Genomic DNA, 26,843 nt, shown 5'->3' with positions numbered 1-26,843 from the left:
GGGGTACGCCATCTCAGGGCTTTGAGAAACCTCCGGCTGGTACGACTCATAGGGCTCCAATTGCCCGGGAGTGGTTCACCAGCGCGAAGGCTTGAGGACAGTGTAAGCCATGACCCTCATCGACGCATCTGCTGCAAGCATTGACCGACAACCGCCCTGGAGGCCGCTCCACGCCTGGCTTTCTTCATCGACCTGGCCCGCAACAGTGCAACGAAGGCAACGGCTCAACGCAACGATTCAGAGGTGCTGACCAAGGTGTGCGCTATCCGCAACCGAACTCGGAAAGCTTCGAGGTGATAGCCTAAGCCTTAGCGAGAAAAACAACGACACAACTAAGGGAACGAGGACTTGGATATGTTTTGCCCACAATGCAGCAAGTTAGTATCCACTCTCGACGCGAGGTACTGCCATGCTTGCGGAAGCAGGCTGCCACAGGGGGAGCCTTCTGCTCCGGCGAAGGCTGTCACGGAGGAAATACAGGGCCAGGCTGCATCGCCGGCTGGTATTGGAGGCTGGTTGCTGGTGCTGGTTGGCGTTCTGATGGTCGCGGTACCCCTGGTCGGCGTCGGGTCATTACTGAGCAACCTCGCCATCCTGAAGCACCTTCACCCATCCCTGGTCGGTACGCCAGGCTGGGATTGGTATCTGCTTTGGATGTGGCTGGCCGTGGGCTGTGCCGCTGGGCTAAGCGTGTACGCCAGCCTGCGTCTGCTGCATGGTAAGTCAGCGCGGGACGTTGAGGCGGTGTGCTCAATACTGTGGGTAATCGGACCCATCGCGGCAATCGTAACCAATGGCCTGATTCCGTTCATGATGCATGAAGCTGAGATGCTGATGTACGACTACATCGGACCGACTGGGGTCCCTCTGGTTGGAGCGATCCTCGGGGGCGCGATCTTCTCCCTTGTTTGGACCTCATATCTCAGCCGCTCCCAAAGAGTCCGCAACACGTATCCACAAGCGCAGGTGGAGGCTCAACGCGCCGGTCAATGACACAAGCCCTTGCAGCGCAGGGCCTTGCTACCAAAGGTCCCTCGGGCCAACTCGTGGCGAGATCTTCTGAGGCATAACCTCGAGCATGATACCTGGCAAACCTTTGCCATTATCTCGCACCCAGACCCTTGGCCATGCTGGTGCAGTCGTTGGCTCCTGCTTCACTGGGCCTACTGTTGAGATCTCAAGGCAGGATTAACCGGACAAACCAGACACAAAAACCGGACGGTGGGAATCGGTGACCTTTTGACACCCCCGGCCTGAGAATCTGGCACGGGGGCTGCGGCACCTCAGGAAAAGAACGAAATGGCGTAGCTGGCGTAGTTGTCCAGGTTGACTGGGCCGTGAACCGGCGATGAGGCGACTGCCCGGGGGGCGGGAGATCGGCTGTTCATACCGCTGGCGAGCAGTCCGCCTCCTGCACCGCCACCCAATCCCGCTTGGGAACCCGGGTCAGCCACGCCTGAGCCAGGAGCCGCGCTTGTGGCAGACGGATCTGCAGTCGTGTCACCCATGGCAACGCTCCGTCCTGTATGGCTTCCCAGCGTGCTGCCACCCACAGCGCCGGCAACAGCGCCTGGCAGACCGCCAAGGGCAGCCCCTATGCGCCCTCCAAGCAGACCGCCAGCTCGGCTTCCCGCGTAGCCGCCGAGGGCGCCCTTGGACTGCTGGCCAAAACTGTGACCGAAGCTGTCATCAAGCGAGGTGCCGAAGGCATCATTGATGCCGCTGATTGTGCTCGAAGCCGCATGTGAGCGAGATAAGGTATCCGCAACCAACCCGGCGACCGGGTTCGCTATCCCGAGCGCAATGGCCGCTGCGCGCCCAATTGTGGATGGCCTGGCCCTGGCCTGGATGCCTTCCAGCATGCCCGAATTCTGTAGTGATTGGGTGTGCTGGTCGCGTGTCATTTGAGCCGCCTGAGAGGCGTTGGCGATCGCGTTGTTGCCCGAGTAGGCGGTGTTGCCATATGGCGTGTTTTCGGGACCCAACTGAGCATCCATCTGTTCCGCAAAGGTGCCATATCGGCCATCGGTCTCCAGAGCGTCCATGAAGCTGGCAATGGCGCCGTCGGTGATCGCTTCCATCGACATGCTGGCAACGCTTTTGGCAGCATCGATGGCGGCGGATGAAACCCCATCATCGGTGCCTAGGCCTCGTCCCGCCTGACTCGCCCGAGAGTCCCCGCGACTGGTCCCGCTGTTGCCTGAGGATCCCCCTCCCAAGCCACTGACACTGCCATCTGGACCGACGGTACTGGTGCCCCCGTGTGCGGAATCGATGCCATGGCCCACAGCGCCGTCATAGCCGCCACCGCCGCGACCACCAGCATCCGTGCTGTTGTGTCCGCCCCCGTAGCCGCTACCCGGTCCTTCCGTTGCTGCTTCGCTGCCCCAACCCATATCTTCATCCTCTCGAAGGTTTGCTTAGTGCTGATGAAGCACGCCCTAGGAGATGCGGACCTGGAGAGGTCGAGGTTGACCAGGAGAGGAGCGCGTCTCACGACGGGCATGACTGGTGCCAGTCTACCACTCCCCCGTGAAGGGGAGATGGTAAGTCTTGGACTGACTTCGCCCAGGTGCTGGTGGCACATGTGGCGTTACCTTCGGGCTTTATGGCAGCTACCGAGGCAGGGAATGGGGGAGCCGTTATTTCTGACGAGCCAGGAGCTCGAGCAGCCCACGACCGAACGCATCGCGCTTCCGAGTGGCTTGCAAGCGTGGCAGGAGGTGGCATCCGAGATCACCCAAGCACACGTTAAGTATTGGGACTGGTATTGGTATTTTCTTAAATGTATTGCATAAACCTTTGATTTAAATGTCTTTGTATCGGATTCAAACTCCGCCGGGTGCAAGCCCTTGTCGGTTCGAGTCCGACCGCCGGTACCACTTGGAAAACAGTCGCTTACGAGCGGCTGTTTGTGTTTCTACACTCCCTCTTTCTAGTGCGTGGTCGCAGTTTGGTCGCAGAAGGCCCCGCTCAAGCTCGGCAGGCGGGAGCCGATATCGTCCAGACCCGCATCGAACATGTGCGAGTAGCGGCTGGTGACAATCAGGCTGGAATGCCCCAGCAGGTCGCGCACCGTGGTCATGCTCTCGCCGGCCTGGGCCAGCATGCTGGCATAGCTGTGGCGCAGGTCGTGAAAGCGTAGATCGGGCCGCCCCACGGCCTGGCGAGCCTGTTCCCACACCGTTCGCAGCCGATGATAGGTCGTAGCGAAGGGCAGTTCTTCCAGCCAGGGCCTGGCATCCTCCGGTACCGGCACCACTCGGGCCTTGCCGCTCTTCGTCTGGTCTGGTCGCAGCAGAATGCGACCACCTTGGACGTTCTGGGGGTCCAGAGCCAGCAGCTCGCCTTGGCGCAGCCCGGTGAGCGCTGCCAGGGCGATCACCCGCTTCTCGACAATCGAGTGATCGGGGATGGCTTGTAGCAGCTGGCTCACCTGCTCGATGGTCAGGTACACATGCCGTTCGTTCTTGGGCATCTTCTTGCGAATCTTGTCGCCCAGGGGGCGGTCCAGCCAGCCCCATTCCCGATAGGCAAGGTTCAGCACCCGCTTGACCACCTGCAAATGGTTGTTGATGGTGCTCTGTGCACGCCCCTGCTTGCGAAGGTCTCGGGCCATCTCGCGGGCCTTGTCGACGCTGTCCATTCCGAGCAGTACCCGGTCGCCCATGTAGCGTGCCACCGGGCGGATGGCCTTCGTCTGACTGGCCACGTCGTACTCGTCGATCCATCGCTCGAGCCCCTCGATGAAGGTGCGCCGCGGTTGGCGCCCCATAGCCTCACCCTGGAAAGCCGCTTCGTTCAGCTCCGCCTGGCGCTTCGCTGCGTACTCCCTCGCCTGTCGCTCCCCCTCTCGATTCCCCGCAAACGTTCGTTGATATCGGTGACCGTGGTACGTTTCCGTGACCACCCACCGGTTCCTCTTTTCCCTGTATCTGACTGTGATTCCCATGTGTCGCGTTCCTCAGGCTGAGGACCGCGCTTGCAGCTCTCAGCGTACCTCTCTACTGCGCTATGCTCAAAGCGCACAGCGGTGCCTATCTGGACGAAGCCGATGCGGTGCTTATTGCCGTACACCCAGCTCGGGCTCATGCCCAACCATTCAGCGACCTGATCCGGGCGCAGTAACCCTTTAGTCATACGTGCCCCCCTCACTAGGTTGCTTAATTTGCTGTTGCTGTCGACGGCAAAGCCATGGGATTAGTTATCTTTGCTACATCACGCGGGCAATTGTGGATGGCGAACTACCCAGAATTGGACACCCTCTCTTTCCACCGTGACTCAGCATCGTGGTTTCCGGGGATGGCGTGCATGGGAAAGCCCAGCGAGCGCTGCCAGCGGTGGTGCGTGCGTGTTGAGCGGCCGTACCTCCGGTAGAGCTGGCTTGTTTTGACGTATGCTTCGGCTCTCATGGTGACTCTCCTGACTCCGACTGTTGCCACAAAACATATCGATCGGATACTATTGAGACATCATAGAGGGCTTTGCGGAGGAGTCAAGCGACATGTACGAGACGACGAGATTGGCCATCGGGCTTCGTATGGCGAGGGCAGCGGTGCAACTGACGCAGAGTGGGTTGGCGGCCGAGCTAGGGGTTACAAAAATAGTTATCGCGCGCAATGAAAAGCCCGACATGGCTATGCGTGCAGACACCCTCGTCAGGTTGATTTACGTCTTGCGGCAAAGGGGAGTAGAGCTGGATGTATTTAGCACGCTTGATAGCGTAAGGCTCTATATGACAGGGGGAGAGCTTGATGCAGCGGCCATGCGAATTTCCCGCGCAGCACTTAGCATGAACCAGCAAGACTTTGCTGACTGCATCGGGTTGACTAAAGCCATCGTCACCCGCGGCGAAAGGCCGGGAGTCACCATGCGTTCAGATACATGGCATACCTTCAAGGTGAAAGTGAAGGAGCTAGGCGTAGTGGTTGACTGGGTGCCGATGGTTGCTGACCTTACTGTTGTAGTGAATAGGCAAGCAATTGAAAGGATTGAAACTATACAGCAAGGTAGCCTGCTTCCAGGTGAGCCAGGAAAGGAGCTTATACCCGCAAGTCTGGAAGATAACATCAAAAGTAAAAACTGGCAGGAAAAGCATCGAATAAAATGATGTCGGGCATGTTGTGTGCTTGATTTAAGATGGCCGATATGGTCCATCTCCCGGGCCAGAAAAACCTGATTGCACAGAGAGCGTTTTGCTTGGGCTTAAGTGTTACAGGCTAAAATGGTTGGCCGAGGTCGGTATGAGGGGTGAGCTGTGGGCAGAGTTAGCGGGATTTATTATCACAACTCCGAAATAGGTGAGTGTAGGACTACTTTATCTACTAGACAAAGGGTAGATGAGGGTTTGTCTCATGAAGTAATAGGATCTTCAGGTCAGGTTGGCTGTGTTCAGCTTCAGCCACAAGGTAGCCAACTGCCTCGACGCAATCGCAAGGATCGCAAGGTAGAGGCTATTTACGGGCTGCTGCGGGAAAGTTTCTATAAAGGTGTCACGCCACGAGGTACATCATTATTGGTCAACCGTAAAACACTGCAGGCGACTCCCTTAGAGGCGCAGCAATTGGTCAGTGTCGTTCAGAGCATTGCATATCACGCTTCTGGAATTTCAGTTAATAAAGGTGATATAGAGCAAGCGCTTGGGGTTATCGAAGGGGATACGACCGAAACTCCCAATCTCCTTGTAGCTATAGGGTTGACGGTCTGTGGTGATCAGGGTCAGCTATTCTTGATAACCCCTGGTGGGGTGATAGAAATCCAGCCAAACGGAGGATATTTCCGTCCCAACCATATCCCCTGTGCGATAGGGTATATTCGTTTGAATAATGCTAAGCCTCCGTGCTACCAGGCATTTTTTGGGGAAGTGCAACTCCAGCCATTGTTGTGTCTTTTGGATAAGCTAAATGTTCCTAATAATAGCCGGTTATTGGTGGCGGCGTGGCTTGTAACCAGCCTTCACCCTGAGGCCAATAATGTTCTTCTGGAGATCGTTGGGGAGCGCCGCAGTGGTAAAAGCACTTTGCAAACTATTCTGAAGGATTTAATTGATCCAAGCTTTGAATATTTGATAGTTGATACACCCACAACCTTTAAGCAAGTAAATGAGATTGGAAAGCGAGATAATGTTATTAGCTTAGATAAGGTCGATGAGCTGAGCCAAAAAGTTCAGGGTGCACTCCTGTCACTGCTTGAGGGGAAATTAACTGATATTAGCTCATCCAAGAAGGAGATAGTTGCAAATGTCATGCTTTCTCATCCGATTTTGTTGAACAGTTCTGAAAGTGTTATCACTTGGCCCGACTTGGCAGATCGCAGCCTTCTTGTTCAGTTACCTCGAATCGAAAATATCAAAGAGAATTACTTTAACCAAGTGGGTCACCACGCGAGTTTCGCTTTTGCGAGCTTGGTGAAGTTGTTGGGGTACGTTCATGGCAACTGGAAATCTATCAGCCCGACATCATGCCCAGCTGGTATGATTGATTTTTACCGTATTGGCATTAGTGTGGCAGAAGCACTTGGTTGTAGTGCCGAAGATTTTGATTATCAGGTTCAGGCGAGCATGAAGCGAAGATTTTCACTAGAGCTCTCTGAGCATCCTGTCGCCGTCGCTGTCAGGGATTTTCTGGGCGCTTCCGGCGAGGACTGCCTGGATATACCCGTAGGGCAGTTTCTTGAGAGACTAAATGACTACCGTCCTGATCATACTGAGGAAAAGGATTGGCCGCGTAGCCCTCGTCACTTGGGAGCTAAACTGGATAGCTGTGGTGCCTTGTTGGAAGCGCATGGTGTGCGGGTAGGTCCGCCCGTGCGAAAGGGTAAGCATGGAGTTTTTTATCGCAGGATTGAGAAATGTCCCTCGCAGTTATACCACCAGTGGAACACTACCCCTCTGAGTAGTATCTAGCAGGATACAGGCGTGATGCGCGCCTGTAGGCAGGATGGCTGGATGTCTTGAGTGATTTTTTTGCCATAAAAGCCATGTTTTTACGTGATTCAGGGGTATTTCCTCGGCAAGTCATCCAGTTGTTTTGCTCCGGTGGGTGTCGACCCACCGGCGGATTAGCGTCGTGCCCGGTGATTTCGGCATTCGCCGGAACTGCAGCCATTCTTCCAGTGTGCGATGCGGCACTCCCATCTCCTCGGCCATCTGTGCCTGGGTAATCTTACGGATTTTGGCCAGCGCCTTGGCATCCCGGATCAGCCGTCGCTTGGGTTCATCTCGCTCCATCACATCAAGTCGCCGTTGGCTTTCGTCCTTAGCATTGGTACGATCCTGCCAAGGTAATGGGCTGTTAGATGGTCTTACACTTGTCCGAGCGGGGCCTGTGAAGATACGGTTGGTGTCTGTCCGGAAACGGAAGGGGTGCATGGATAACTCCTTATTGGTGATTAAAAATGAACAGTTCTAATTGAAGGCAGGTTAATAGTTTTGTGTAGTGAAACGGATTCTAAAATCCGGCATTAGTCGTCGGCCAGCGTAAAACCCTGCTTTTTCCCGTGACTGCCGTAATGTTCCATATAATAAATATAAGGTGTACTAAATTTCAATTCTTAAGATTTGCTAGAGAGTAGCCCCCTGGAGCCATTTCCGAAGCGCTTAGTAGCAGCCTTGCACAAGTAGCTGCAACGTTGGAATGCAGCAGGAAAATTTACATAGTTATCTTCTGGGTTTAGCCGATATACTGAGACGCCACGCTTTCCCCAACGGTAATAAACTCTAGTCATCGCCATTTCAACCGGTATATTCCATGCGCTCGCCCACGCTTCTGCAATCTTCCAAAAGAGATTGTCTCCGTTATAGTCAAATGTTCCCAGTGCGCGATAAGCGTGTCCATTAAGAAGCAGCGCCAGGTGATAGTGTGGCCGGTTGCATGTGCTGTACTCTCGTGCCATTACAAAGCGGACAGCTGGCTTGTGAGGGCTTTTCTTACGGCGCATGTCCGCTTTAACCTTGCTCTTGACTGAGGCAATGAATTTATCTGCAAACTCATTGGTATGTGCGTTGTCAGAAAGTGGCATCTCTCTGGGGCAGTAAAGGTCGCATCGCACAAGGAGCACTCGGCCATGATCATTCATGGCATCTTTAACCACCCTGTACAGCGTGTCCAGGTAGCTTGTTACTAAAGGCCCTTTCTCTGTCAGGACAGGGAGGGATACGCCAGGCTCGGGCTCAAACGTTGGTGCGTAGTGAAGAGTATGATTGGTGTTCTCTGTAGACCGTTTTTTCTGATAAGACATCCCTATGCCTCCTTGTCATTATTCCATGCTGGCGATTTTCCCCTAAAGGCTCACCAAAACGTTTTTCGGATTTAATGGGTTTTGATTAGTGTTGTGAGATCATTGCGTTTAATTAAATCTTTCTAGATAGATCGGTCTATTTGTCGATATTTCCATGTCGTAATTTATTAGTTTTTGGTGGGAGTTGCTAAATGTATATATTAACGATATCCTAAAGCTTGTGCAGTAAGTGTGCCGCGGTTTACTTGGGAATTCATAAAAAATCTAGGCCTGCTCTTACTTAATTCTTAAAGATTTGCTCTTGATTTATATTACCTGCTCATTGCATTGATTGTGGGTGTAGAAAAATACACCAGGGCCATTCGCTGGACACGATTCAAAAAAATCTCAGCCCTGTACTACCACGATGAAGCCCCAAACGACTGGGTTCTCAGTGTTCATCATGGAGGTACTCCCATGTCCACAAGCTGCCCAAGCTGTGGCTCACATCACGTCATTGTTCGACATCACGGCCGCAAGGTATGCGGTGTTACCGGCGCTGCCGCCGGCATGGCTTCAGGATCGGCTGGTGCCTTCAGCGGTGCCAAGACTGGCGCCATCGTAGGAGCAATGGCCGGTCCTATTGGTATCAGTGTCGGGAGCATCACCGGCGCCGTCCTGGGCGGCCTGATTGGCTGCGCCGCTGGCGGCGTCACCGGCGCACGTCTCGGCGCACAGCTTGACGACAAGGTGCTCGACAACCATCTGTGCCGCGACTGCGGCCACTCTTTCCGTCCCGTGGTGGACTGACCCCTACGCTCATCCCTGTTTCCCTCAACTCGCGCGCGCATGGCCCGCTGCCCTTAGGTGGCGGGCTGCTATGCCGTGATCTCGACAATCAAGGAGCAATACCCATGGCACATCAGATCGAACAGATGGCTTACGTCGGCGACACCCCCTGGCATGGCCTCGGGCAGCAACTTTCGCGTCATCAACCGCTGGAGGTGTGGCGGCAGCAGGCGGGCATGGACTGGCATATCGAGGAGTCCCCGGTACGCTTCATCGCCGATGGCGCCGGGCATCTGGGCAGCATCCACTCCTTCCCGGAGCAGAAGGTGCTCTACCGTTCCGATACCCGGGCGCCGCTGTCGGTGGTCTCGCAGCGTTACAAGGTGGTTCAGCCGGAGGAGGTGCTGGAGTTCTACCGTGACTTGACCGAGTACGCCGGCTACGAGCTGGAGACCGCCGGGGTGCTCAAGGGCGGCCGCAAGTTCTGGGCCCTGGCCCGTAGCGGCCTGGGCACGGCGCTGAAGGGGCAGGATCAGGTCAACGCCTATCTGCTGCTGGCGACCTCCTGTGACGGGTCGCTGTCCACCGTGGCCACACCCACCTCGGTGCGGGTGGTCTGTAACAACACCCTGACCATTGCCGTGGATGGCATGAGCCAGGGGGTGAAGGTACCCCACAGCACCGAGTTCAATCCGAAGCGGGTCAAGCAGCAGCTGGGCATCTCGGTCTCGCAGTGGGACGACTTCATGTACTGCATGAAAACCCTGGCCGAGCGCAAGGTCAGTCAGGAGGAAGTGAAGACCTACTTCCAGGCGGTGATCTGCAACACCGAGGAACCGCTGGACGATCCTTCCAAGCTGCCTAACTACCGTGCCCTCAATCGGGTTCAGAAGCTCTACCACAGCGAGGGGCGAGGCTCGCAGCTGTGCACGGCGCAGGGCACCGCCTGGGGGCTGCTGAACGCCATCACCGAGTACGTCGACCACGAGAAGCGGGCGCGCAGCAACGACTACCGCATGGACTCCGCCTGGTTTGGCCAGGGAGCGAGTCTCAAGGACAAGGCGCTTGAGTCCGCCATGGCCCTGGTGGCCTGAGCCTCACCTGACATGACGGATCCCTTGCGGTCCAGTCCAGCAGGTTGAAATTTCCCTTTCACGGCATAGCGCCCGACCCCACCAGGTCGGGCGTTTTTGAATCTGGAGGTCCCATGCCACTGCCCCTCTCACTGGAGGCCTGTCGGGCGCTGACGCAGCTGACTCGTCAACTGCTCGGCGCTGGCGAGAAGCAAGCCCAGACCCACGTGATGGCCCATGGCCGGGTGTTTCGCGTGGTCGTGTCGCTGGAGCCGGTGCCTGCCGATCAGCTTCAGGATGTCTTCAAGCACTACCAGTAAAAGGAGGTCACATGACCACACCCAGCCAACCCTCACGTAGCAAGACCAACTGCCGGGCTCCGGCTACCCGCAAGGCCCCGGTCACCGAGGCGGTACCGGTCCCGACATCACCGCTTCAGGAAAGCACCGCGATCATTCAGGTGATTGAGCGTGCCGCCCTCAATCCCGAGGTCGACATCGACAAGATGGAGCGCCTGCTGCAGATGCAGGAGCGCGTGCTCGACCGCCAGGCGCTGATGGCTTACAGCGCCGCCATGGCGGCTATGCAGACGGAGCTGCCGAGCATCGCCGAGCGTGGACAGGGCAATAACGGCGCCTACGCCACCCTGGAGGATATCGTCGACACCGTGCGGCCGATCATGAAGCAGCACGGCTTCGCGGTGAGCTTCCGTATTCAGACCCAAGAGCGCGGCATCCAGGTGACCGGCGTGCTGATGCACAAAGACGGTCACCGCGAGGAGACCAGCATGCTGTTGCCGGCCGATACCAGCGGCAGCAAGAATGCCGTACAAGCCTTCGGATCCTCGACCAGCTATGGCAAGCGCTACGTGCTGTGCGCATTGCTCAACATCACCACCCGCGGGCAGGACGACAATGGTCATGGCGCTGCACTCCCGGTGAAGGTGGTCACGCCGTTTCAGGCGAGTCAACTCAAGCAGTTGATCAATGCCTGCCCTGTGACTACCCAGGAGTGGTTCGTCGGCAAGTACGGCGACGTGGCGCAGGTGCCGCGCAGCGACTTCGATAAGCTGTGTGCCTCTTTGCAGAAACGCGCCGTGCCTAAGCGTCAACCTCACTGAACGACCACAGAACCCATTTCCCCCTACCACCATCACTCAATCCATGATGCCTGCATATACCGGCGAGGGCTCTCCCTCGCCGCTATGCCGTGGTGTCTTGAAGGAGGTTCGTCATGCAGATCCTGACACTGCAACAGGGCACGCCCGAGTGGCATGCCGCACGCCTCGGTATCGTCACCATGTCCGAGCTGAAGACATTACTGGTCCAGGGCAAAGGGCCGGAAGGCTTCGGCGCCGGGGCTCTGAGCTACATGCATCAGTTGATCGGCGAGCGCATCACCGGCGAGCCCTCGAATGCCTTCCAGGGCAATGCCCACACCCAACGCGGCCATGCACTGGAACCGGTGGCCCGGGAGCTCTATCAGGAAGCGACTGGCCTGCCACGCCTCGAGCAGGTGGGCATCATTCTCAACCACGGGGTGGGTTACTCGCCCGACTGCCTCGTGGACAGCCAGGGGTTGGCCGAGATCAAGACCAAGCTGCCCAAGTACCAGATCGAGCTGCTGCTCGAGGGAGAGCTGCCCCAGGAGCACGTGGCGCAATGCCAGGGAGGCCTGTGGGTCAGCGAACGGGAGTGGATCGACTTCGTCAGCTACTGGCCGGGTATGCCGCTGTTCGTCAAGCGCGCCTATCGGGACGAGGCGCTGATCAGCACCATCGCCGAACGGGTCGAGGCGTTCTACGAGGAAATGGAGCGCCGCATGGCCATGGTCATGGCTGCTTGAGGAGATACATCATGAACCATCGCAAACTGCATGCCGGCGAGACCGCCGGCACCTACCGAATCACCGACACCGTCACCGAAGCGGAACTTTTGAGCATCGCCAAGGCTTTCGCCCGTCGCCGTCTGGCCCGGGGACGCAAGATCACCCAGCCGGCGCTGGCCTTCGAGTACCTGCAGATTCTGTTGCAGGACCACGAGCATGATTTATTCGGTGCCATCTTCCTTGACAGCCAACACCGCGTGATCAGCTTCGAGGAGCTGTTCCGCGGTACCATCGACTCGACCAGCGTCTAGCCTCGGGAAGTCGTCAAGCGTGCACTGACGCATAACACCGCCGCTGTCATCTTCGCACACAACCACCTTCCGGTGACCCCAAGCCCAGCGAGGACGATCAGCGCATCACCGAGCGCCATAGGGAGGCGTTGGGCTGGTGGGTGTACGGGACATTAACCACACCGTAGTTGGCAGCGATCGTATAACGGGGCAATTTGAAGGACGAGGGACTAAAGCTGGACACATCAGAGCACCGGTGCTGCCCTTTGGGGCAGCACCGGTGGGCTGTAGGGTTTTTTTGATGAGGGATAGAGTGCTTCTGGTCATTGCTAGGGTGTCTGCGCTTGGCGGTATTGGCCTTGTAAGCCAATTACCAGCCCTTGTTGCGACCTGTTCCTGCTAGCCGGTACATAGCTTGTCGTGGTGGTCGGTTATGCTTCGTACCAGGCGGAGATACTCTGACGCCTGCGGGGTGTTCACCTCCTGCCTTGCGCTCTTGTTATGGAGAATATACAAATATTCGCTTCTTATACCTATGTCTAAGGGGTTGGTTCCGTGGCCAAGCAGGTATGTGTATTTAAGATTAAGTCGATGATTTTAAATAAAAAAATATATTAATCTGATTCTGTCCGGATGTTTCTTTGAGTCAGTCGCCTGCATCTATTCGCAAAATTTGTAAAAAGTTGTTTGAAGTGTCGCCCGTGGCTTCCTATAGTGATCCCGCCACCCAAGGAACCTAGTTGCCAGCTATAGGCGGAGCCATGAGCATCATCAACGAATACCCCCATGCAGAGCTGTCCAACCTGACCCGCGTGCGCCTGATGCGGGCGTCTACAGCGTCGCTGCATACCCTGCTGCACAAGCGGGGATTGAAGAACACGTATATCCAGAATGTCGGCCGCATGAACACCAGCCAGGTCAAGATGGTGGGGCAGGCCTATACCTTGCGCTATATCCCGGCTCGGGAGGATCTGGATGTGGTCGCCGCCTTCCGTGATCCGGAGCACCCCCAGCGTTTGGCGGTGGAGAGCGTGCCCCCGGGCCGCGTGCTGGTGTCCGACTGTCGTCAGGACGCCAGTGCCGCCAGCGCTGGGAGCATCCTACTGACCCGCCTCCAAGTGCGCGAATGTGCGGGTTTCGTGTCGGATGCGGGGGTACGTGACTCCGAATACGCCGAAACCATGTCCATGCCGGTGTTCTGCACCAAGCCTAGCGCGCCGACCAACCTGACCAAACACCATGCGGTGGATATTCAGCAGCCCATCGGGTGCGGTGGTGTGCCGGTCTATCCCGGCGATGTGCTCGTCGGTGACGGCGACGGTGTCATCGTGGTGCCGCTGGAACTGGCCGACGAAATCGCCGAGGAAGCTAGCGGCATGGAGGCCTTTGAAGCCTACGTGCTGGAAAAGGTCAACGCGGGCGCGGCGGTCATCGGTCTATATCCTCCCAATGAACAGGCCCAGGAGGAATACCAGGCTTACCTGCGCCAGCAGGAGTCCCGCGGCTGAAAGAGCGCCGCCTCGATACTACCCAATCACAATCAATGTTGTAAGGAGCCGTCATGTTTGCTCTCAACCCCTTCAACGCCGCCCTGCGCCAGCGCCTCGTCAAAGGTGCGACCGGGGCGACTCTTGCCGGTGCGGTGCTGGCCGCAGTGGTAGCTGTGCCTGCTGTCCAGGCAGACTTTCCTCAGCGTGATATTCGCATGATCGTACCTTGGCCCGCCGGTGGTGGTGCCGATGCCATCTCACGCAAGATCAGCAACCTGGCCGAGCAGTCCCTGCCCACCTCAATCTACGTCGAGAACATCGGCGGCGCAGTGACCGCTACCGGCCTGATGCAGCTGGCCAAGGCGCGTCCTGATGGTCATACCATCGGTGTGTTGACCTACGACAGCGTTGTCACCCTGCCGCGGGGCAACATGGTGCCGGGCTACTCGCTGGAAGAGCTCGAACCCTTCGCTCGCGTCACCCAGGAGGCTGACGCCATCGTAGTGTCCAAGCAGTCCGGCTATTCTTCCTACGAGGAACTGATCGAGGCGGCCAAGGAGAATCCTGGCACGGTGCGCATCGGTGTGGCGCCCCAAGGCTCCGGTCCCTACCTGGCCGTGCGTCGCCTGGAGGCGGCCACCGGGGTGAGCTTCAATGTGATCTCTTACCCTGGCTCTTCCACTGCCGAGGCCGAGGCGCTGCTATCCGGCGAGATTGACGCCGCCATCTCGAGCCTAGGTGACTTCTCTGGAATCCTGTCATCCGGTGACGCGCTGGGCGTGGTCGAGCTGTCCGACTCTCAGAATCCCGCCTATCCCGATGTTCCGCCGATTTCCGAGTTCGGCGTGGAGCTCGAAACCGGTAGCTTTATCGTGCTGGCGGCGCCCGCCAACACGCCGGAAGACGCCATCGCAACTCTGGAGTCGGCCTACCACGAGGCCTACCAGAGCGACGAGTTCCAGCAATGGGTTACCATTATCGGTGTCACCCCAGGCTGGCTCGGTAGCGAGGAAGTCAACGAGTGGATCGATAGCTATCAGGAGCGGACCTTTGAAGCGATGGATGAGCTGAACTTGTAAGCCCAAAGGAGGTCAGGGCCATCGGCGGGGCCTCTCGCCGATGGTAAGGGATTAACCGAGCAGGGCGCTTGGCGCTTAAAGGCGCTTCTGTCCGGATCCACTGATCTCCGACAACGATCCACTCCTCCCTAGATCACTGTGTTGTCGGTCTCCAATGTGCAGAGGCCGAGAGAGGTTTCGCATGTCTCGTTCATCTTCTTCCCTTCTGGCGCGTGCGCTAGGCACCGGGACGGCCCGGTTCCATGGGGTACTGGCGCTACTGGCGCTGGGCTACTTGATCGGTGGCCTGGCGATGGGCCCACCCCTCGAGGCTGGCAAGTTGACTCCGTCTTTCTTCCCGTTGCTTATCGGCATGCTGGCAACGGTACTCTGTGCCCTGCAGTGGTGGTCCTCTGTGCGCGGTACTGGGGCCAATACTCTGGCCGATGCATCTGTCGACGCCGATACGAAGGAGGGCAACGCCTCTGGTCGTCGCTTCTCGCCGGAGCTAACCCTGATGCTGGCTACACTTGTCTACGTGCTAGTGTTTCAGTGGCTGGGCTATACGCTGTCGACCCTGGTTTATGTGCTGGGGGTGATGTTGCTGTTTTCGGGGCTTGGTAAATGGCTGAGTAAGGTTGCGATCGCGCTTGCCATCACCGCGGTGGGCTTCGTGCTGTTCAACCAGGTCTTCAACGTCCGTCTACCGACACTGTGGGGGTGAGCCATGACGACTGATGCAACCCGCTCGGTGATCTCCGCAGGGCGATATTCCGGGGGTGACCCATGGACTTTCTGACACAGGTGGTGGCGAGCTTCGGCCTGCTGCTCAATCCCACGGTATTGTTCTATGTGGTAGCCGGTTTTTTGATCGGCACCGTTTTTTCTGCTATTCCTGGCCTGACTGCGACCCTAGCGCTGGCCCTCTTGTTACCGCTGACCTACAGTCTGGATGTGACCACAGCGCTGATGGCCTGTGCCAGCATCTACATGGCCGGCATGTGCGGTGGCAGCATCACCGCCACCACCATCAATATTCCCGGTGCTCCCTCGTCGATGATGACGGCGCTGGAGGGCTACCCGATGCAGCAGCGTGGCGAGGGGCCCCTGGCGCTTGGGCATGCCTCCTTTGGTTCGATGATCGGCGGGGTATTCGGTGCGGTACTGCTGGTACTGCTGGCGCCCTTGATCGCCGATCTGTCGCTGCTGGTGCAGACCACCGGCAAGTGCGCGCTGATTCTGTTCGCGTTGATCGTGATCGTCATCGCCCAGAGAGGCAATGTCCGCCGTGCTGCCATCGCCGCCTGTCTTGGCCTGATGCTGGCCACGGTGGGGCTAGATGCCATGGTGCCGGTGGCCAGGTTCAGCTTCGGCCTGGGGGAGCTGGCGGCGGGGATCGACCTGATGCCGGTGATCATCGGCACCTTCGCCATCAGTGAGCTGTTGACCCAGCTGGCCGAGAACAACGAGGCCAAGCGCATCCGCGAGAAGCTAAAGAAAGTGGCGAAGATTCGCCGCCGCGACTTCATCCCGTCGCGTTCGGCGATCCGGAGCATCGGTGCGGCCTGCTACCTGAAGTCTTCTATCATCGGCTATCTAGTGGGGACACTGCCCGGCGCCGGAGGCTCCATGGGCGGCTTTCTGGCCTACGTGGAAGCGGTAAGGACCTCCCGTGAGCCTGACAGTTTCGGCAAGGGCAACCCTCAGGGCATCGCGGCAGCGGAAAGCGCCAACAACGCGGTCTGTGGCGGTGCTCTGGTACCGATGCTGACCTTCGGTATTCCGGGGGACCCGATCACTGCCATCGTGCTCGGCGTTTTGGTGATCAATGGTATCCAGCCGGGGCCCCAGCTGATGGAATCCCAGGCCGGCTTGATCGCGCCGATGCTGGCAGCATTGATCTTCAGCGCGCTGATTTTGATCCCGCTTACCATGTACTTGCTGGGGCCTTACTTCATCCGGATCGTGCGCATTCGTCGCGACGTGCTGTTCGGCTCTATCGCCATGCTAGCGGTGGTGGGCAGCTACGTGGCGACCTACTCGACCTTCCAGATGATGATGGCGCTGGCCATGGGAGTGCTGGCTTTCTACCTAAGAAAGTACGGCTATCCGGTGGTGACCCTGCTGTTAGGCTTTATCCTCGGTCCAGGCCTGGAGGAGTATCTGCGTCGTTCCCTGACGCTGTCCAACGGCGATCTGACAGTCTTCGTGACCCAGCCCGACAGCCTGTTCTTCATCGTGCTGACCGGAATTTTCGTCTACTTCCTGGCAATTCGTAAGCCGGTGCAGTTGAAGAGTGAAAGCGCCACCTGAGGCCGGTAAACGATCAATAGAACGAAATGCTGGCGCCTGGTCCACGGCATACCGCCATGGTCAGGCGCCTTTTTTGGGTTCGCGATTATAACGTTCGAGTGTTAGGTCGTGATCGTTAGGATGACTTGACACCGACCACCGGGCTTTTCACGATCCGCTAAGTCGCCAGTCTTCCATGAAACCTATCATCGAATCAGATTTCTCGAGCTTCCCCGGCAGGAGTGATGTTGCCGGTGCCTATGACGGACAATTCATCAGGACCGCGACTGCTCTTCTAGAGCGTACCGCTTGTGAGCGGTTGAATCGAAAGACGGGGCCTTAGGTTCGTCCCCTGGCTCGTACGCAGCCTTTATGCCACACACTAGACCAGCACCAGGGGCATGCACGGCAGGCCGAGCTGGGAAAGAAGTGCTGAACGACGAAGGCCACAACAAAGGCCCTCACCGGTGGTGAGGGCCTTGTCGTGTAGGGTGGCGAGCCAAGGAGGGGTATTTCCTGGCACTGTTGTCCAAGGTGCCCCTAGCTAGCGCTTGCCGTTCACTTGCCGGGGCAGGCCGAGGGGGTTGTCGGCCTTGAGGCTGTCTGGGGCCAGCGCCTCCGGAAGCGATTGGTAGCACACTGGGCGCAGGAAGCGCTGGATCGCGGCGCTTCCCACCGAAGTGGTGCGAGAGTCGGAAGTCGAGGGCCAGGGGCCGCCGTGAACCATGGAGTGGCATACCTCGACGCCGGTGGGCCAGCCGTTGAACAGGATGCGGCCGGCACGACGCTCGAGTAGCGGCATCAGCTGGTCAGCAAGTTGATAGTCAGCCTCCTCGAGGTGCACCGTGGCGGTCAGCTGGCCTTCCAAGGCTGTCAGCACCTGCTGTATCTGGGCCACCGAGTCGCACTCCACGACCAGCGCGCAGGCGCCGAACACCTCGTCGTGCAGGGCGTCATTGCCGATGAAGGCATTGGCGGTGGTGCGGAACAGGTGTGGCTGGCAAGGGCAGGCGAGTTGATCGGTGGCCTTGCCCTTGGCGACAAGAGAGACGTCCGGCTGGTCGGCGAGTTGCGCCACGCCCTGCTGATAGGCGGCGTGGATGCCCGGGGTCAGCATCAGCTGGGGCTCGGCTTCGCGCACCGCCCCGCTGGCCTGCTCGACGAAGCGCTCTAGTGCTGTGCTGGATAGCGCCAGGATCAGCCCGGGATTGGTGCAGAATTGACCGGCGCCCATGGTCAGCGAGGCGACGAAAGCGTCACCCAGGGCCTCAGCGTTGGCCTCCAGTTGCTGCGGCAGCAGCAGTACCGGGTTGATGCTGCTCATCTCAGCATAGACAGGGATCGGTAGCGGGCGTGCCTGGGCGGTGCGCAGCAGGGCGGTGCCGCCATTGCGTGAGCCAGTGAAGCCCACCGCCTGGATGCGCGGGTCCTTGACCAGCGCCTGACCGAGCTCGCTGCCGCTGCCGTAGAGCAGCGAGAATACGCCCTCCGGCATGTGGCAGCTCCGGGCCGCCTGTTGGACCGCGCGCCCGACCAGCTCGGAGGTGCCGGGGTGGGCGGAGTGAGCCTTGACGATCACCGGGCAGCCCGCGGCCAATGCGGCTGCGGTATCACCGCCGGCCGCCGAGAACGCCAGCGGAAAGTTGCTGGCGCCAAATACCGCCACCGGGCCCAGCGGCACCTGCTGCTGGGCGAGTGACGGACGCGGCATGGGTGTGCGCCCGGGCAGGGCATCCTCGACGCGCACATCCAGGTAGTCACCGCTACGCAGAACCTCGGCGAACAGCCTGAGCTGATCGCAGGTGCGGCCGCGCTCGCCTTCAAGGCGCGCCTTGGGCAATCCAGTCTCGGCCATAGCGCGCGCGGTCAGGGTGTCGCCGAGGGCATCGATATTGTCGGCCGCGGCCTCGAGAAAGGTCGCGCGCTCGGCCGGGGTCAGTCGACGGTAGGGCAGGAAGGCGTCCTCGGCCAACTGACAGGCGAGTTCTACCTCGGCCTGGCCAGCCATCGGGTACTGGGGGGCGAGGGTATCGCCGGAGGCGGGGTTAACTGCCGATATGCCGCTGGCGTCGTTAGAACCGCCCTGCGATGTGAAGCCGATCAAATGATGGCCTTCAAGTGTCATGAGGGGTCTCCTGATAATAGGGATGATAGGTGGTGGATGGTGTTCGGTAGGGGAGTGACAAAAATGGAGCCGGGGACAACAAGGCATTGCGAGAATGCCGAGCAATGGGGCGGACAGCAAAGCGACCGGAGACAAGCCGGTCGCTCGGGATTCACGGGCAGGCGTCGCCATAGCCGTTACGCCGTCGGCCGGGGTCCGTACGATATGCCTCAGGGGCACATTTGGCCGCCGTTGACGTCGATTACCTGGCCGGTGATGTAGCCGCTGGCGGCGTGGGAGGCCAGGAACAGGAAGGACGGTGCGACCTCCTCGGAGGTACCGACGCGACCCATGGCGATGGTGGATGCGATCTTCTCCATCAGCTCGGGGCTCTTGTCGGCGTGAAAGGCGGTGTCGATGGTGCCCGGGGCGACGATGTTGAAGCGCACGTTGTCTTTGGTGAACTCCTTCACCCAGTTGCGGTGCAGGTTGTGCAGCATGGCCTTGGAGCCGCCGTACAGAGAGGCGCCTAAGCCGCCGCCTTCGCGACCGGCGATGGAGCCGGTGCTGATGACGCTGGCGGTCTCGCCACGCTCCTCGGCGGAGGCCTTCAGGTGCGGCATGGCGAAGCGGGTAGTCATGATCACTGAACGCAGGTTCAGGTCCATCACTAGGTTGAAGTCATCGTCCTCGAGGGACTCGAGTCCCTTGCGCACACCGAGGCCACCTGCATTGTTGACCAGCACATCGAGGCTGCCGAACTGCTCGACGAAGGCCTTAACCAGCGCTTCGCATTCGCCGCTCTTCTTGAGGTCGCGCTCGTAGTAAGCAAAGCGGGCTCCTTCAGCTTCCAGCTGCGCGATCAGATCCTTTGCAGCTTCGTCCTTCTGGTGGCTGTTGATGCCGACAATGGCGCCCTCGCGAGCGAAGGCCACCGCGGCGGCGCGACCGATGCCCTTGGTGGAGCCGGTGATAAGAACGGTCTTGTGGTTTAGGTCGGCGAACATAGAGTGCTCCTGAACAAAATCGGGCCTGCAGCAGGCCGCATCATGGGGGTTGATGGTGGGGGGGGCGCAGCGCGACCAGCCTGTGTATGTGCGCTCAACCTTAGCCTAGGGTCTGGTCGACTTCAAACAAATAATGACAAATAAGTGTGATTCTTTGGTTTTTTGCTGCGGGGATGATTCTGTAGGGCTACCTTTCAACCGACATTCACGATGCAATAAGATATTATAAATGTATGATTTCATTTAATAATTTCATTCTCTCTCGCCGCTTAAGTTTTTCGCACCTGCAGCATGATGAGCCTGTTTCACGCGGAATTAGCATAAAGTATAAGTTGTAATAACTTGTATGCTTGATGCCGTAAAGGCACTCTTGCAAGCGTTCCCTCCGGTAGCGGGGCTCGTTGGCCTTGACCGGTTTCTCAAACGCTCGACTACAAGAGAGATAACTCATGCGAACCCTTCCGCGCCTGCTTTGCGCTTCCTTGCTGGTTGCCACCTCCACAGTTGCTGTCGGTGACGACTATCCTTCCAAGCCCATCACTCTGATCGTCCCCTGGTCTGCCGGTGGCGGTACTGACGCCGTGGGCCGGCAGTTTGCCGCCGGCCTGCAAGAGGAGCTGGGGCAGCCGGTCAACGTGGTTAACCGTACAGGTGGCTCCGGCGTTGTGGGGCACATGGCGATGAAGATGGCGCGTCCCGATGGCTATACCCTGGGTTTGGGTACTGCCGAGATCGCTACTTACCAGCATATCGGTACCGCCGATCTGTCCTACGAGGACTTCACGCCGATCGCGCTGCTCAACTTGGATTACGCATCCTTCACTGTGAACGCCGATTCGCCCTGGCAGACTCTGGACGAGGCGCTCTCCGATATCGCTGACTCACCCAATGAGTATACTGTCTCCGGGTCTGCGCCGGGAGCTGCCTATCATCTGTCCTTTGCCGGCTTCCTCGACCAGCAGGGCATTGATCCCAATACGGTCAGTCTTGTACCCAGCGAGGGCGCGGCTCCGGGGCTGCAAGAATTGGCGGCCGGTGGGGTAGACATCGTGTTCTCGTCGCTTCCTGAAGTCGAATCCATGCGCGAGTCCGGTCGTGTTCGCACGCTGGCCGTGCTGGCTAATGAGCGCCAGGATGCCTTTCCCAACATACCGGCAGCCAAGGAAGTGACTGAAGACGAGTGGTCCCACGGTTCCTGGCGTGGCCTGGTTGGTCCTGAGGGGCTGCCCAAAAACGTCTCCGAGCGTCTGCTTAGCGCCGCCGAGGCGGTGTGGAACTCCGAGAACTTCCAGTCCTTTATGGAAGGCCGTGGCTTCGGTGCCGTGTGGGAAGGCCCGGAAGGCTTCGAGGCGTTTATGGCCGAGCAGGATGCAAACAATGAATCCATCATCGATAAGCTTGGCCTGGCTCAGTGACAGGCGCAGGCACTGTAATACGCCCGATAAAGCGCCATGTCCTCGGCGCATTGACTGAGGCGTTGCAACGCCCGGGAGATAGTCATCATGCGCACATGTGATGCGGTATCGGGAACTATAGCGGCGGCCCTCGGGGCCGCCCTCATTGTTGCTTCCGCGGACTTGAGCCCGTTGCCACGCCAGGTTTATGGCGCCGGCACCTTCCCCAAGGTAGTGGGAGCCCTGCTGTTATTGATGGGTGGGCTTCTGGTGATCAAAGGGCTCAGGCAGCGACAGGCATGGGTTCGCTGGTCATCCAAGGTGGCCGGACGTCCGTTTCTGCTGGCACTGGCTGCGGTGGTGACGAGCGTCGTCGTCTACGTGGTGCTGACGCCGTTGGTAGGCTTCCCCCTCGTCGCGGTGACGCTGTTGACGCTGCTGTTCCGCGCCTATCACCGTCGTGGCTGGGGCCGTGCCTTATTGATCGCGGTGGTGGCCACGACGGCGGTCTGGATGCTGTTTGCCCAGCTCTTGCATGTGCCGCTGGAACCAGGGCTGCTTGAACAGGTGCTCTACTAATGAACGAACTGATGCAAGCCGCTTCTATGGTGCTCAACGGGGAGGTGATCCTGGTGATCATCGCAGCCTCTCTGTTCGGGCTGTTCATGGGCGCGATCCCGGGCCTAACCGCCACCATGGCTACTGCCTTGCTGGTGCCGGTGACTTTTTTCATGGAGCCGCTGCCGGCCATCGCAGCCATCGTCTCCGCCACCGCCATGGCCATCGTCGCCGGCGACATCCCCGGCGCGTTGCTGCGTATGCCGGGCACCCCGGCCTCGGCGGTCTATGCCGATGAAGCCTATTTGATGGGCAAGAAGGGCAAGCTTGGCCTGGCACTAGGTATCAACGTCACCTGCTCGATGCTGGGCGGCATCATCGGAGTTGCGGTGCTGGCGTTGTTCGCCCCGCGTATCGCCGAATTCGCCCTGCAGTTCACTAGCGACGAATACTTCTGGCTGGCCTTGCTTGGCCTGTCCTGCGCTATTCTTGTGGCTGGCGGTGATCCGCTCAAGGGTGCCATCTCGATGTTGATCGGTCTGTCGCTGGCCATGGTCGGCATGGACAGCGTGTCCGGCCAGGTGCGTTTCACCATGGGCAGTTACGACCTGCTCGCCGGCATTTCGCTGCTGCCAGTCTTGATCGGACTGTTCGCCATCACCGAATTGCTGCGTAGCCTGCCCACTGTGGGACAGCGCTCATCACGGGTGGAGACCCCCATGGGCAAGCCGCTCGATGGCGCAGCCAGTACCATCTGGCGCTACAAAGGCGGGGTCGCTCGGGGCGGACTCCTCGGCACTATGATCGGCGCACTGCCGGGGGCCGGAGCGGATATCGCGTCCTGGATCAACTATGCCATCAGCCGCAAGCTTTCCCGGGAGCCGCAGAAGTATGGCACCGGCCACCCGGAAGGGCTGGTCTCGGCAAGCGCCGCCAACAATGCGGCCCTATCCGGCGCCTATATCCCCGCACTGGTGTTTGGCATCCCCGGGGATACCGTGACTGCCATCATCATCGGCGTGTTGACCACCAAGGGCATCACCCCGGGGCCTGACGTTTTTACCGAGCAAGGCGCGCTGGTCAATGCCATCTTTATGGTGTTCGTGTTGGCCAACCTGCTGCTGCTGCCGCTGGGTCTGATGGCCATCAAGGGTGCAGGCAGGCTGCTGGCGGTGCCCACCGGGGTTCTCTACCCATTGATCTTGATGTTTTGTATTGTGGGTGCCTTCTCCGCCAACAACAGCATGTTCGACGTCTGGGTGATGCTTGGCCTTGGGCTGGTCGGTGTTTTTTTGATGGAAAACGATTTCCCGCTGGGTCCACTGATTCTGGCGTTTATTCTCGGCCCGATTATTGAAAGCAGTTTCATGCGTTCGATTCTCAAGTCCGACGGCGACCTGATGGCCTTTGTCGATCGACCCATCGCCATGGTGCTGGCGGGGCTGGCGATTCTGACTTGGACCCTGATCATCGCCAATAGCATCTGGAAGGAACGTAAGGCCGGTAAGAGCGCTAAGGTTGAGGCCGAGGCCTCCTAGCCCAGCGGTATGGGGTATCGAGTCAGCACAAAAAGCTGTCACAAAATGCCAAAGGCGCCCCTCTGTGGTCAACAGGACCAAGACGGGGCGTTTTTTGCAGTGGTAAAAGTGATGTACCGCCTCGGGGTGGTCTTTGGGTAACACAAAACCGGAGCATGGCAGGATGGCACAAGACGAGAAGTTTTCACTGGCGTTGGTGGTCTACGAAAAGATTCTTGAAGCGATCATCGAAGGTCAGTATCCAGTCAACAAGAAGCTGCCGACCGAGGCGCAGCTTTGCCAGCGCTATGAAGTCTCCCGACCGGTGCTGCGTGACGCCCTGGCGCGGCTCAAGGAGGACGAACTGGTGGTGTCCCGGCGGGGCTCAGGCAGCTTCGTGATCCGTCAACCCGACAGTGCCGTGCTCAAGTTTGCGCCGATTTCCAGCATTGCCGATATCCAGCGCTGCTTTGAATTTCGCACCAACGTCGAAGCGCGAGCGGCACATCTGGCGGCGCTGCGGCGCACTCCGGAGCAACTTGATCAGATTCGTCGGTGCTACGATATCATTGACGAAGCCAATGCCCGACAAGATCTGGCAACTGACGAGGACTACCGCTTTCACCTAGCGATCACAGAGGCGGCTAACAACCATTACTACATCACAGTAATGAAATCGCTTAACGAGAGCATAAAGGAAGGCATGAACCTGACCCGGGGCCTATCGTTGATGGCGTCCCAGGAACGGTTACGGATGGTGCAAGATGAACACTTGGCCATCGTGCAGGCTATCTGCGACAAAGATGGCGAGCGGGCAGAGGCCGCGATGCGCTCGCATATCGACAACGCCCGCCACCGGATGTTCGAAGGCACTCAGTAGTTTGACACTATCTGGTATGATAGGGATATCAGGAGCTGAGCATATTAACGATGAATTCTGAATACGCGCAAGTATGCTTTTTGGACTATGCAGAGCAATCGCCTAGGATTGCTGCTTGACAGGGCCAACAAGATATTTCCAAAAATTGACCAGAGATAATGGTAAAGTTTTCGGTTACGGTTCAATGAGGTTGTTGGGCATGCTTACGAACCAGTACTGCTGCCTACGCAGCGGACGCCTATTTGTTGCAGTAATCGACCCAATGTGGCCGCAGTTTGTTCGCAGATAGCAGCGAAACCACGCTCCGTGTAACCAGTGTAAGAGAAGAACTGGTTGGTTTATCGGAAAGTGCCCAAAGTGCTGCGGTTATTCTATGAATCCAGGGTTTGAATCCTGGCCGCCGGTAGCATACAATCTTCAGACCCTAAGGTGTAGCACTTTGGTGATCCACCCTCAAAATCTGACATGCCCTTCGGAACTAACCTGACGCGCAGTCGTCATAGCACCAACTGGTATGCCCGGATCGTCATTCCCATGACCTCCGTGATACCTACGACTACCGACGAGATATTTGCACGACTCTCGATACTCCCTGCAAAGTGACCGCTTGTCGGTGTGCGTTGCAGCTGTGGCTGGTTTACCAACGGGTGTTGTACTCCCTCCTAACGGTCAGCTTGAGGGGCACAGCGCCCCTGCCTGAGTGGAAGGCCTTGGCTTCTTCGTTTAAATTAAGCTAAGTGGCGGCTACTAGACTTGAGGAGGCGCAGAGTCCCGTCCAGCCGTTATTTTTCTCGTACACTTGACCGTCAGCTGTACCACATGAAGACTCGCTTGGTTGAGCGGTTTCGAGGTGCCGAAGGTGCCGATTTAATGTCGGATAATGTTGAAGCCGGCTGGCACTGGCTCCGTCTAGTCTGGAGGCGGGATCGGTAGGGCTGACTAACCGGACGGACCGGACAGGTTCGCACGGTAAGCCGCGAACCTGGCGTTGATGCACCAGCTAGTGGGGGCGCCGGCGCATCGCCCGCCAGGACACCACGCCGGTGAGTGGGATCGATGTAGTGGCGGTGGGGCACACCATCGTTCTTGAGGCGGTTATCCTCGGGAACGTGTATTACCCCGACCCTAGTGCATTCGACACCGGCCGGCTGAAGCTGCTGCAAGCCCGCGAGCTGGTAGCGTGACGTACGCGGCATGTACTAACCAAGTCTTGACGCAAAATCGCCACAACGCTGCCCGCAACCTGGCCAGAATCATGCCCCTGGAGTTGGTCATGTCGGCACGCTCCTACGTCGCTACACGATTTCGACCGTTGGCTTTGGCCCTGTAGAGAGCGTCGTCTGCGTGTTTCAGGAGTTCACCGAAACTCATCCCTGGCTGCAGGCTCGCCACGCCGATGCTGACGGTGAAAGTGATATGGGAGCCCTCGTGTGGAGTCAGCGCATGCTCCCCTGCCTGGCGTAAGCGTTCGGCCAGGGCTGCCGCACCTTCTGATGTTGTGTGGGGCAGCACGGCAACGAACTCTTCTCCGCCGAAGCGAGCCAGAATGTCACCAGTTCGACTGGTGTCACGCATGACCTGGGCGAGCGAGCGCAGCACTTCGTCGCCGCCAGCGTGCCCGAAGGTATCGTTGATCTGCTTGAAGTGGTCGCAGTCGAGCATCATGACCGAGAGCGGAAGCTGGTGGCGGTGAGCGTTAGCTAGATGCCTTTCGGCTGCCTCGCTCAGCACGCGTCGGTTGTTCAGGCCCGTGAGGTGATCCGTGTACGCTGCAGTCCTCAGAGCCGCTTCGGCACGCTTGAGGGCCGTAATCAACTCGTGGCTCACGACCACGCGACCACTGTTGTCGCTCATGGTGAGCACCTTCATACGATACCAGCGCTCACCTTCTGAGCCAGGGAGCGAGTAGATGTGCTCGAACGCAAGACGCTTACCCGCAAGAACAGCGGAGAGGCCCTCCGCAAGAGAATCAACCCTTTCCATGGTCTCATCCTGGGCGCTATAACAGATCGCTAAGTAGTTCTGGCCGACAAAGCCGTCCGCGTCTTTTGATCCATATTCCTGCGCCAAGCGTCGCCAGGCGGCGTTGACACTGACGATCACTCCCTGGGAGGAAAGGATTGCGATGGCTAAGGACACCGAATTCAGCACGGCTTGAGTAGATTGCTGGCTTTGCCTGATCCGCTCATGCGCTTGTGCACTTCGTGTGATCGCTCGTAGCTGAGCAAGCATCACCGCCATCAGGAGCGAGAGGAGCAGCGCCAGGATCGAAGTGGCGTACAGAAACCGGCGCTCGAAATGCGCTATCAGGTGATCCGTGCCCAAGACGGTATTGATGACGAAGGGT

General features: G+C 58.4%; 25 protein-coding genes and 1 pseudogene. 18 read left to right on the top strand and 8 right to left on the bottom strand.

All coding sequences use genetic code 11. The features are described from left to right. Nucleotides 1–354 precede the first annotated feature (354 nt). Nucleotides 355–993, top strand: a complete 639-nt coding sequence (locus KPL81_RS03380; protein WP_276314016.1) for a DUF2569 family protein — start codon at nucleotides 355–357, stop codon at nucleotides 991–993. Nucleotides 994–1,283: 290 nt separating this feature from the next. Here the strand turns inward: KPL81_RS03380 and KPL81_RS03375 are convergent, their stop codons facing one another. From KPL81_RS03375 to KPL81_RS20865, 3 genes are all read right to left on the bottom strand, one after another. Beyond that, nucleotides 1,284–2,087, bottom strand: coding sequence for a hypothetical protein (locus KPL81_RS03375; protein WP_219790693.1), 804 nt, complete (start codon nucleotides 2,085–2,087; stop codon nucleotides 1,284–1,286). An 848-nt stretch (nucleotides 2,088–2,935) separates the two neighbouring features. Next, nucleotides 2,936–3,775: a tyrosine-type recombinase/integrase gene (locus KPL81_RS03370; RefSeq protein ID WP_219790692.1), complete on the bottom strand. Its 840-nt coding sequence runs from the start codon at nucleotides 3,773–3,775 to the stop codon at nucleotides 2,936–2,938. 26 nt (nucleotides 3,776–3,801) lie between these two features. Continuing rightward, on the bottom strand, nucleotides 3,802–4,140 hold the full coding sequence (locus tag KPL81_RS20865; RefSeq protein WP_219790691.1) for a helix-turn-helix domain-containing protein: 339 nt from the start codon (nucleotides 4,138–4,140) through the stop codon (nucleotides 3,802–3,804). Between the two features lie 364 nt (nucleotides 4,141–4,504). Between KPL81_RS20865 and KPL81_RS03360 the strand changes: the two genes are divergently transcribed. After that, a complete protein-coding gene (locus KPL81_RS03360) occupies nucleotides 4,505–5,110 on the top strand; it encodes a hypothetical protein (RefSeq protein WP_219790690.1) in 606 nt (201 codons plus the stop codon). Between the two features lie 237 nt (nucleotides 5,111–5,347). Further along, nucleotides 5,348–6,904 carry a hypothetical protein gene (locus KPL81_RS03355; RefSeq protein WP_219790689.1) on the top strand — a complete coding sequence of 519 codons (1,557 nt, stop codon included), beginning with the start codon at nucleotides 5,348–5,350 and terminating at the stop codon, nucleotides 6,902–6,904. A gap of 111 nt (nucleotides 6,905–7,015) precedes the next feature. Here KPL81_RS03355 and KPL81_RS03350 read toward each other — a convergent pair whose 3' ends face one another. Then, nucleotides 7,016–7,369 (bottom strand): helix-turn-helix domain-containing protein, encoded by a 354-nt coding sequence (locus KPL81_RS03350; protein ID WP_219790688.1) that lies wholly within the window; start codon nucleotides 7,367–7,369, stop codon nucleotides 7,016–7,018. A 182-nt stretch (nucleotides 7,370–7,551) separates the two neighbouring features. Further along, entirely contained in the window at nucleotides 7,552–8,238 is a 687-nt protein-coding gene (locus tag KPL81_RS03345; protein ID WP_219790687.1) for a YagK/YfjJ domain-containing protein, read from the bottom strand. Nucleotides 8,239–8,847: 609 nt separating this feature from the next. Here KPL81_RS03345 and KPL81_RS20555 point away from each other — a divergent pair. From KPL81_RS20555 to KPL81_RS03295, 10 genes and pseudogenes are all read left to right on the top strand, one after another. Then, on the top strand, nucleotides 8,848–9,027 hold the full coding sequence (locus KPL81_RS20555) for a hypothetical protein (RefSeq protein ID WP_240549024.1): 180 nt from the start codon (nucleotides 8,848–8,850) through the stop codon (nucleotides 9,025–9,027). A 104-nt stretch (nucleotides 9,028–9,131) separates the two neighbouring features. Further along, nucleotides 9,132–10,100 carry a DUF932 domain-containing protein gene (locus KPL81_RS03335; protein WP_219790685.1) on the top strand — a complete coding sequence of 323 codons (969 nt, stop codon included), beginning with the start codon at nucleotides 9,132–9,134 and terminating at the stop codon, nucleotides 10,098–10,100. A gap of 113 nt (nucleotides 10,101–10,213) precedes the next feature. Next, complete coding sequence (locus tag KPL81_RS03330) at nucleotides 10,214–10,399, top strand: hypothetical protein (protein ID WP_219790684.1); 186 nt, start codon at nucleotides 10,214–10,216, stop codon at nucleotides 10,397–10,399. Nucleotides 10,400–10,410: 11 nt separating this feature from the next. Further along, complete coding sequence (locus KPL81_RS03325) at nucleotides 10,411–11,199, top strand: ERF family protein (protein WP_219790683.1); 789 nt, start codon at nucleotides 10,411–10,413, stop codon at nucleotides 11,197–11,199. A 113-nt stretch (nucleotides 11,200–11,312) separates the two neighbouring features. Beyond that, nucleotides 11,313–11,924 carry a lambda exonuclease family protein gene (locus KPL81_RS03320; RefSeq protein ID WP_219790682.1) on the top strand — a complete coding sequence of 204 codons (612 nt, stop codon included), beginning with the start codon at nucleotides 11,313–11,315 and terminating at the stop codon, nucleotides 11,922–11,924. An 11-nt stretch (nucleotides 11,925–11,935) separates the two neighbouring features. Continuing rightward, a pseudogene (locus KPL81_RS03315) lies at nucleotides 11,936–12,373 on the top strand (JAB domain-containing protein). A 584-nt stretch (nucleotides 12,374–12,957) separates the two neighbouring features. After that, on the top strand, nucleotides 12,958–13,704 hold the full coding sequence (locus KPL81_RS03310) for a ribonuclease activity regulator RraA (RefSeq protein ID WP_219790681.1): 747 nt from the start codon (nucleotides 12,958–12,960) through the stop codon (nucleotides 13,702–13,704). 53 nt (nucleotides 13,705–13,757) lie between these two features. After that, entirely contained in the window at nucleotides 13,758–14,765 is a 1,008-nt protein-coding gene (locus tag KPL81_RS03305) for a Bug family tripartite tricarboxylate transporter substrate binding protein (protein WP_219790680.1), read from the top strand. A 181-nt stretch (nucleotides 14,766–14,946) separates the two neighbouring features. Next, nucleotides 14,947–15,468 (top strand): tripartite tricarboxylate transporter TctB family protein, encoded by a 522-nt coding sequence (locus tag KPL81_RS03300; RefSeq protein ID WP_219790679.1) that lies wholly within the window; start codon nucleotides 14,947–14,949, stop codon nucleotides 15,466–15,468. 62 nt (nucleotides 15,469–15,530) lie between these two features. Then, nucleotides 15,531–17,057, top strand: coding sequence for a tripartite tricarboxylate transporter permease (locus KPL81_RS03295; protein ID WP_219790678.1), 1,527 nt, complete (start codon nucleotides 15,531–15,533; stop codon nucleotides 17,055–17,057). A 523-nt stretch (nucleotides 17,058–17,580) separates the two neighbouring features. Here KPL81_RS03295 and KPL81_RS03290 read toward each other — a convergent pair. Both KPL81_RS03290 and KPL81_RS03285 read right to left on the bottom strand, forming a co-directional pair. Beyond that, nucleotides 17,581–19,161, bottom strand: a complete 1,581-nt coding sequence (locus KPL81_RS03290) for an aldehyde dehydrogenase (NADP(+)) (protein ID WP_219790677.1) — start codon at nucleotides 19,159–19,161, stop codon at nucleotides 17,581–17,583. A 209-nt stretch (nucleotides 19,162–19,370) separates the two neighbouring features. Then, the gene (locus KPL81_RS03285; RefSeq protein WP_219790676.1) at nucleotides 19,371–20,147 is read right to left on the bottom strand and encodes an SDR family NAD(P)-dependent oxidoreductase; all 777 of its coding nucleotides are present in this window, start codon (nucleotides 20,145–20,147) and stop codon (nucleotides 19,371–19,373) included. Nucleotides 20,148–20,596: 449 nt separating this feature from the next. Here KPL81_RS03285 and KPL81_RS03280 point away from each other — a divergent pair, with 449 nt between their 5' ends. The 5 genes from KPL81_RS03280 to KPL81_RS03260 all read left to right on the top strand — a co-directional run bounded on the left by KPL81_RS03280 (nucleotide 20,597) and on the right by KPL81_RS03260 (nucleotide 25,680). Beyond that, a complete protein-coding gene (locus KPL81_RS03280) occupies nucleotides 20,597–21,562 on the top strand; it encodes a Bug family tripartite tricarboxylate transporter substrate binding protein (RefSeq protein ID WP_219790675.1) in 966 nt (321 codons plus the stop codon). A gap of 87 nt (nucleotides 21,563–21,649) precedes the next feature. Further along, nucleotides 21,650–22,120 (top strand): tripartite tricarboxylate transporter TctB family protein, encoded by a 471-nt coding sequence (locus tag KPL81_RS03275; protein ID WP_219790674.1) that lies wholly within the window; start codon nucleotides 21,650–21,652, stop codon nucleotides 22,118–22,120. Continuing rightward, nucleotides 22,120–23,637 (top strand): tripartite tricarboxylate transporter permease, encoded by a 1,518-nt coding sequence (locus KPL81_RS03270; protein ID WP_240549022.1) that lies wholly within the window; start codon nucleotides 22,120–22,122, stop codon nucleotides 23,635–23,637. The genes KPL81_RS03275 and KPL81_RS03270 overlap by 1 nt, the downstream gene beginning before the upstream one ends. Nucleotides 23,638–23,800: 163 nt before the next feature. Beyond that, nucleotides 23,801–24,496 carry a FadR/GntR family transcriptional regulator gene (locus KPL81_RS03265; RefSeq protein WP_219790673.1) on the top strand — a complete coding sequence of 232 codons (696 nt, stop codon included), beginning with the start codon at nucleotides 23,801–23,803 and terminating at the stop codon, nucleotides 24,494–24,496. Between the two features lie 1,043 nt (nucleotides 24,497–25,539). Further along, a complete protein-coding gene (locus KPL81_RS03260) occupies nucleotides 25,540–25,680 on the top strand; it encodes a hypothetical protein (protein ID WP_219790672.1) in 141 nt (46 codons plus the stop codon). A 103-nt stretch (nucleotides 25,681–25,783) separates the two neighbouring features. On the opposite strand, the gene KPL81_RS03255 is transcribed toward KPL81_RS03260, so the two are convergent. Next, nucleotides 25,784–26,821 (bottom strand): GGDEF domain-containing protein, encoded by a 1,038-nt coding sequence (locus tag KPL81_RS03255; RefSeq protein ID WP_219790671.1) that lies wholly within the window; start codon nucleotides 26,819–26,821, stop codon nucleotides 25,784–25,786. Between the last annotated feature and the right edge of the window lie 22 nt (nucleotides 26,822–26,843).

This window comes from Billgrantia antri, assembly GCF_019430905.1.
Classification (GTDB): domain Bacteria; phylum Pseudomonadota; class Gammaproteobacteria; order Pseudomonadales; family Halomonadaceae; genus Halomonas; species Halomonas antri.
This window is presented reverse-complemented; position numbering and strand designations above follow the sequence as displayed.

Coding starts and splice junctions, on each gene's coding strand:
- KPL81_RS03265 (WP_219790673.1), top strand. CDS start 23,801: ATGGCACAAGACGAGAAGTTTTCACTGGCGTTGGTGGTCTACGAAAAG.
- KPL81_RS03345 (WP_219790687.1), bottom strand. CDS start 8,238: ATGTCTTATCAGAAAAAACGGTCTACAGAGAACACCAATCATACTCTT.
- KPL81_RS03320 (WP_219790682.1), top strand. CDS start 11,313: ATGCAGATCCTGACACTGCAACAGGGCACGCCCGAGTGGCATGCCGCA.
- KPL81_RS03330 (WP_219790684.1), top strand. CDS start 10,214: ATGCCACTGCCCCTCTCACTGGAGGCCTGTCGGGCGCTGACGCAGCTG.
- KPL81_RS03335 (WP_219790685.1), top strand. CDS start 9,132: ATGGCACATCAGATCGAACAGATGGCTTACGTCGGCGACACCCCCTGG.
- KPL81_RS03285 (WP_219790676.1), bottom strand. CDS start 20,147: ATGTTCGCCGACCTAAACCACAAGACCGTTCTTATCACCGGCTCCACC.
- KPL81_RS03300 (WP_219790679.1), top strand. CDS start 14,947: ATGTCTCGTTCATCTTCTTCCCTTCTGGCGCGTGCGCTAGGCACCGGG.
- KPL81_RS03380 (WP_276314016.1), top strand. CDS start 355: ATGTTTTGCCCACAATGCAGCAAGTTAGTATCCACTCTCGACGCGAGG.
- KPL81_RS03310 (WP_219790681.1), top strand. CDS start 12,958: ATGAGCATCATCAACGAATACCCCCATGCAGAGCTGTCCAACCTGACC.
- KPL81_RS03375 (WP_219790693.1), bottom strand. CDS start 2,087: ATGTCGATGGAAGCGATCACCGACGGCGCCATTGCCAGCTTCATGGAC.
- KPL81_RS03290 (WP_219790677.1), bottom strand. CDS start 19,161: ATGACACTTGAAGGCCATCATTTGATCGGCTTCACATCGCAGGGCGGT.
- KPL81_RS03295 (WP_219790678.1), top strand. CDS start 15,531: ATGGACTTTCTGACACAGGTGGTGGCGAGCTTCGGCCTGCTGCTCAAT.
- KPL81_RS03350 (WP_219790688.1), bottom strand. CDS start 7,369: ATGCACCCCTTCCGTTTCCGGACAGACACCAACCGTATCTTCACAGGC.
- KPL81_RS20555 (WP_240549024.1), top strand. CDS start 8,848: ATGGCCGGTCCTATTGGTATCAGTGTCGGGAGCATCACCGGCGCCGTC.
- KPL81_RS03275 (WP_219790674.1), top strand. CDS start 21,650: ATGCGCACATGTGATGCGGTATCGGGAACTATAGCGGCGGCCCTCGGG.
- KPL81_RS03370 (WP_219790692.1), bottom strand. CDS start 3,775: ATGGGGCGCCAACCGCGGCGCACCTTCATCGAGGGGCTCGAGCGATGG.
- KPL81_RS03270 (WP_240549022.1), top strand. CDS start 22,120: ATGAACGAACTGATGCAAGCCGCTTCTATGGTGCTCAACGGGGAGGTG.
- KPL81_RS03305 (WP_219790680.1), top strand. CDS start 13,758: ATGTTTGCTCTCAACCCCTTCAACGCCGCCCTGCGCCAGCGCCTCGTC.
- KPL81_RS03280 (WP_219790675.1), top strand. CDS start 20,597: ATGCGAACCCTTCCGCGCCTGCTTTGCGCTTCCTTGCTGGTTGCCACC.
- KPL81_RS03325 (WP_219790683.1), top strand. CDS start 10,411: ATGACCACACCCAGCCAACCCTCACGTAGCAAGACCAACTGCCGGGCT.
- KPL81_RS20865 (WP_219790691.1), bottom strand. CDS start 4,140: ATGACTAAAGGGTTACTGCGCCCGGATCAGGTCGCTGAATGGTTGGGC.
- KPL81_RS03360 (WP_219790690.1), top strand. CDS start 4,505: ATGTACGAGACGACGAGATTGGCCATCGGGCTTCGTATGGCGAGGGCA.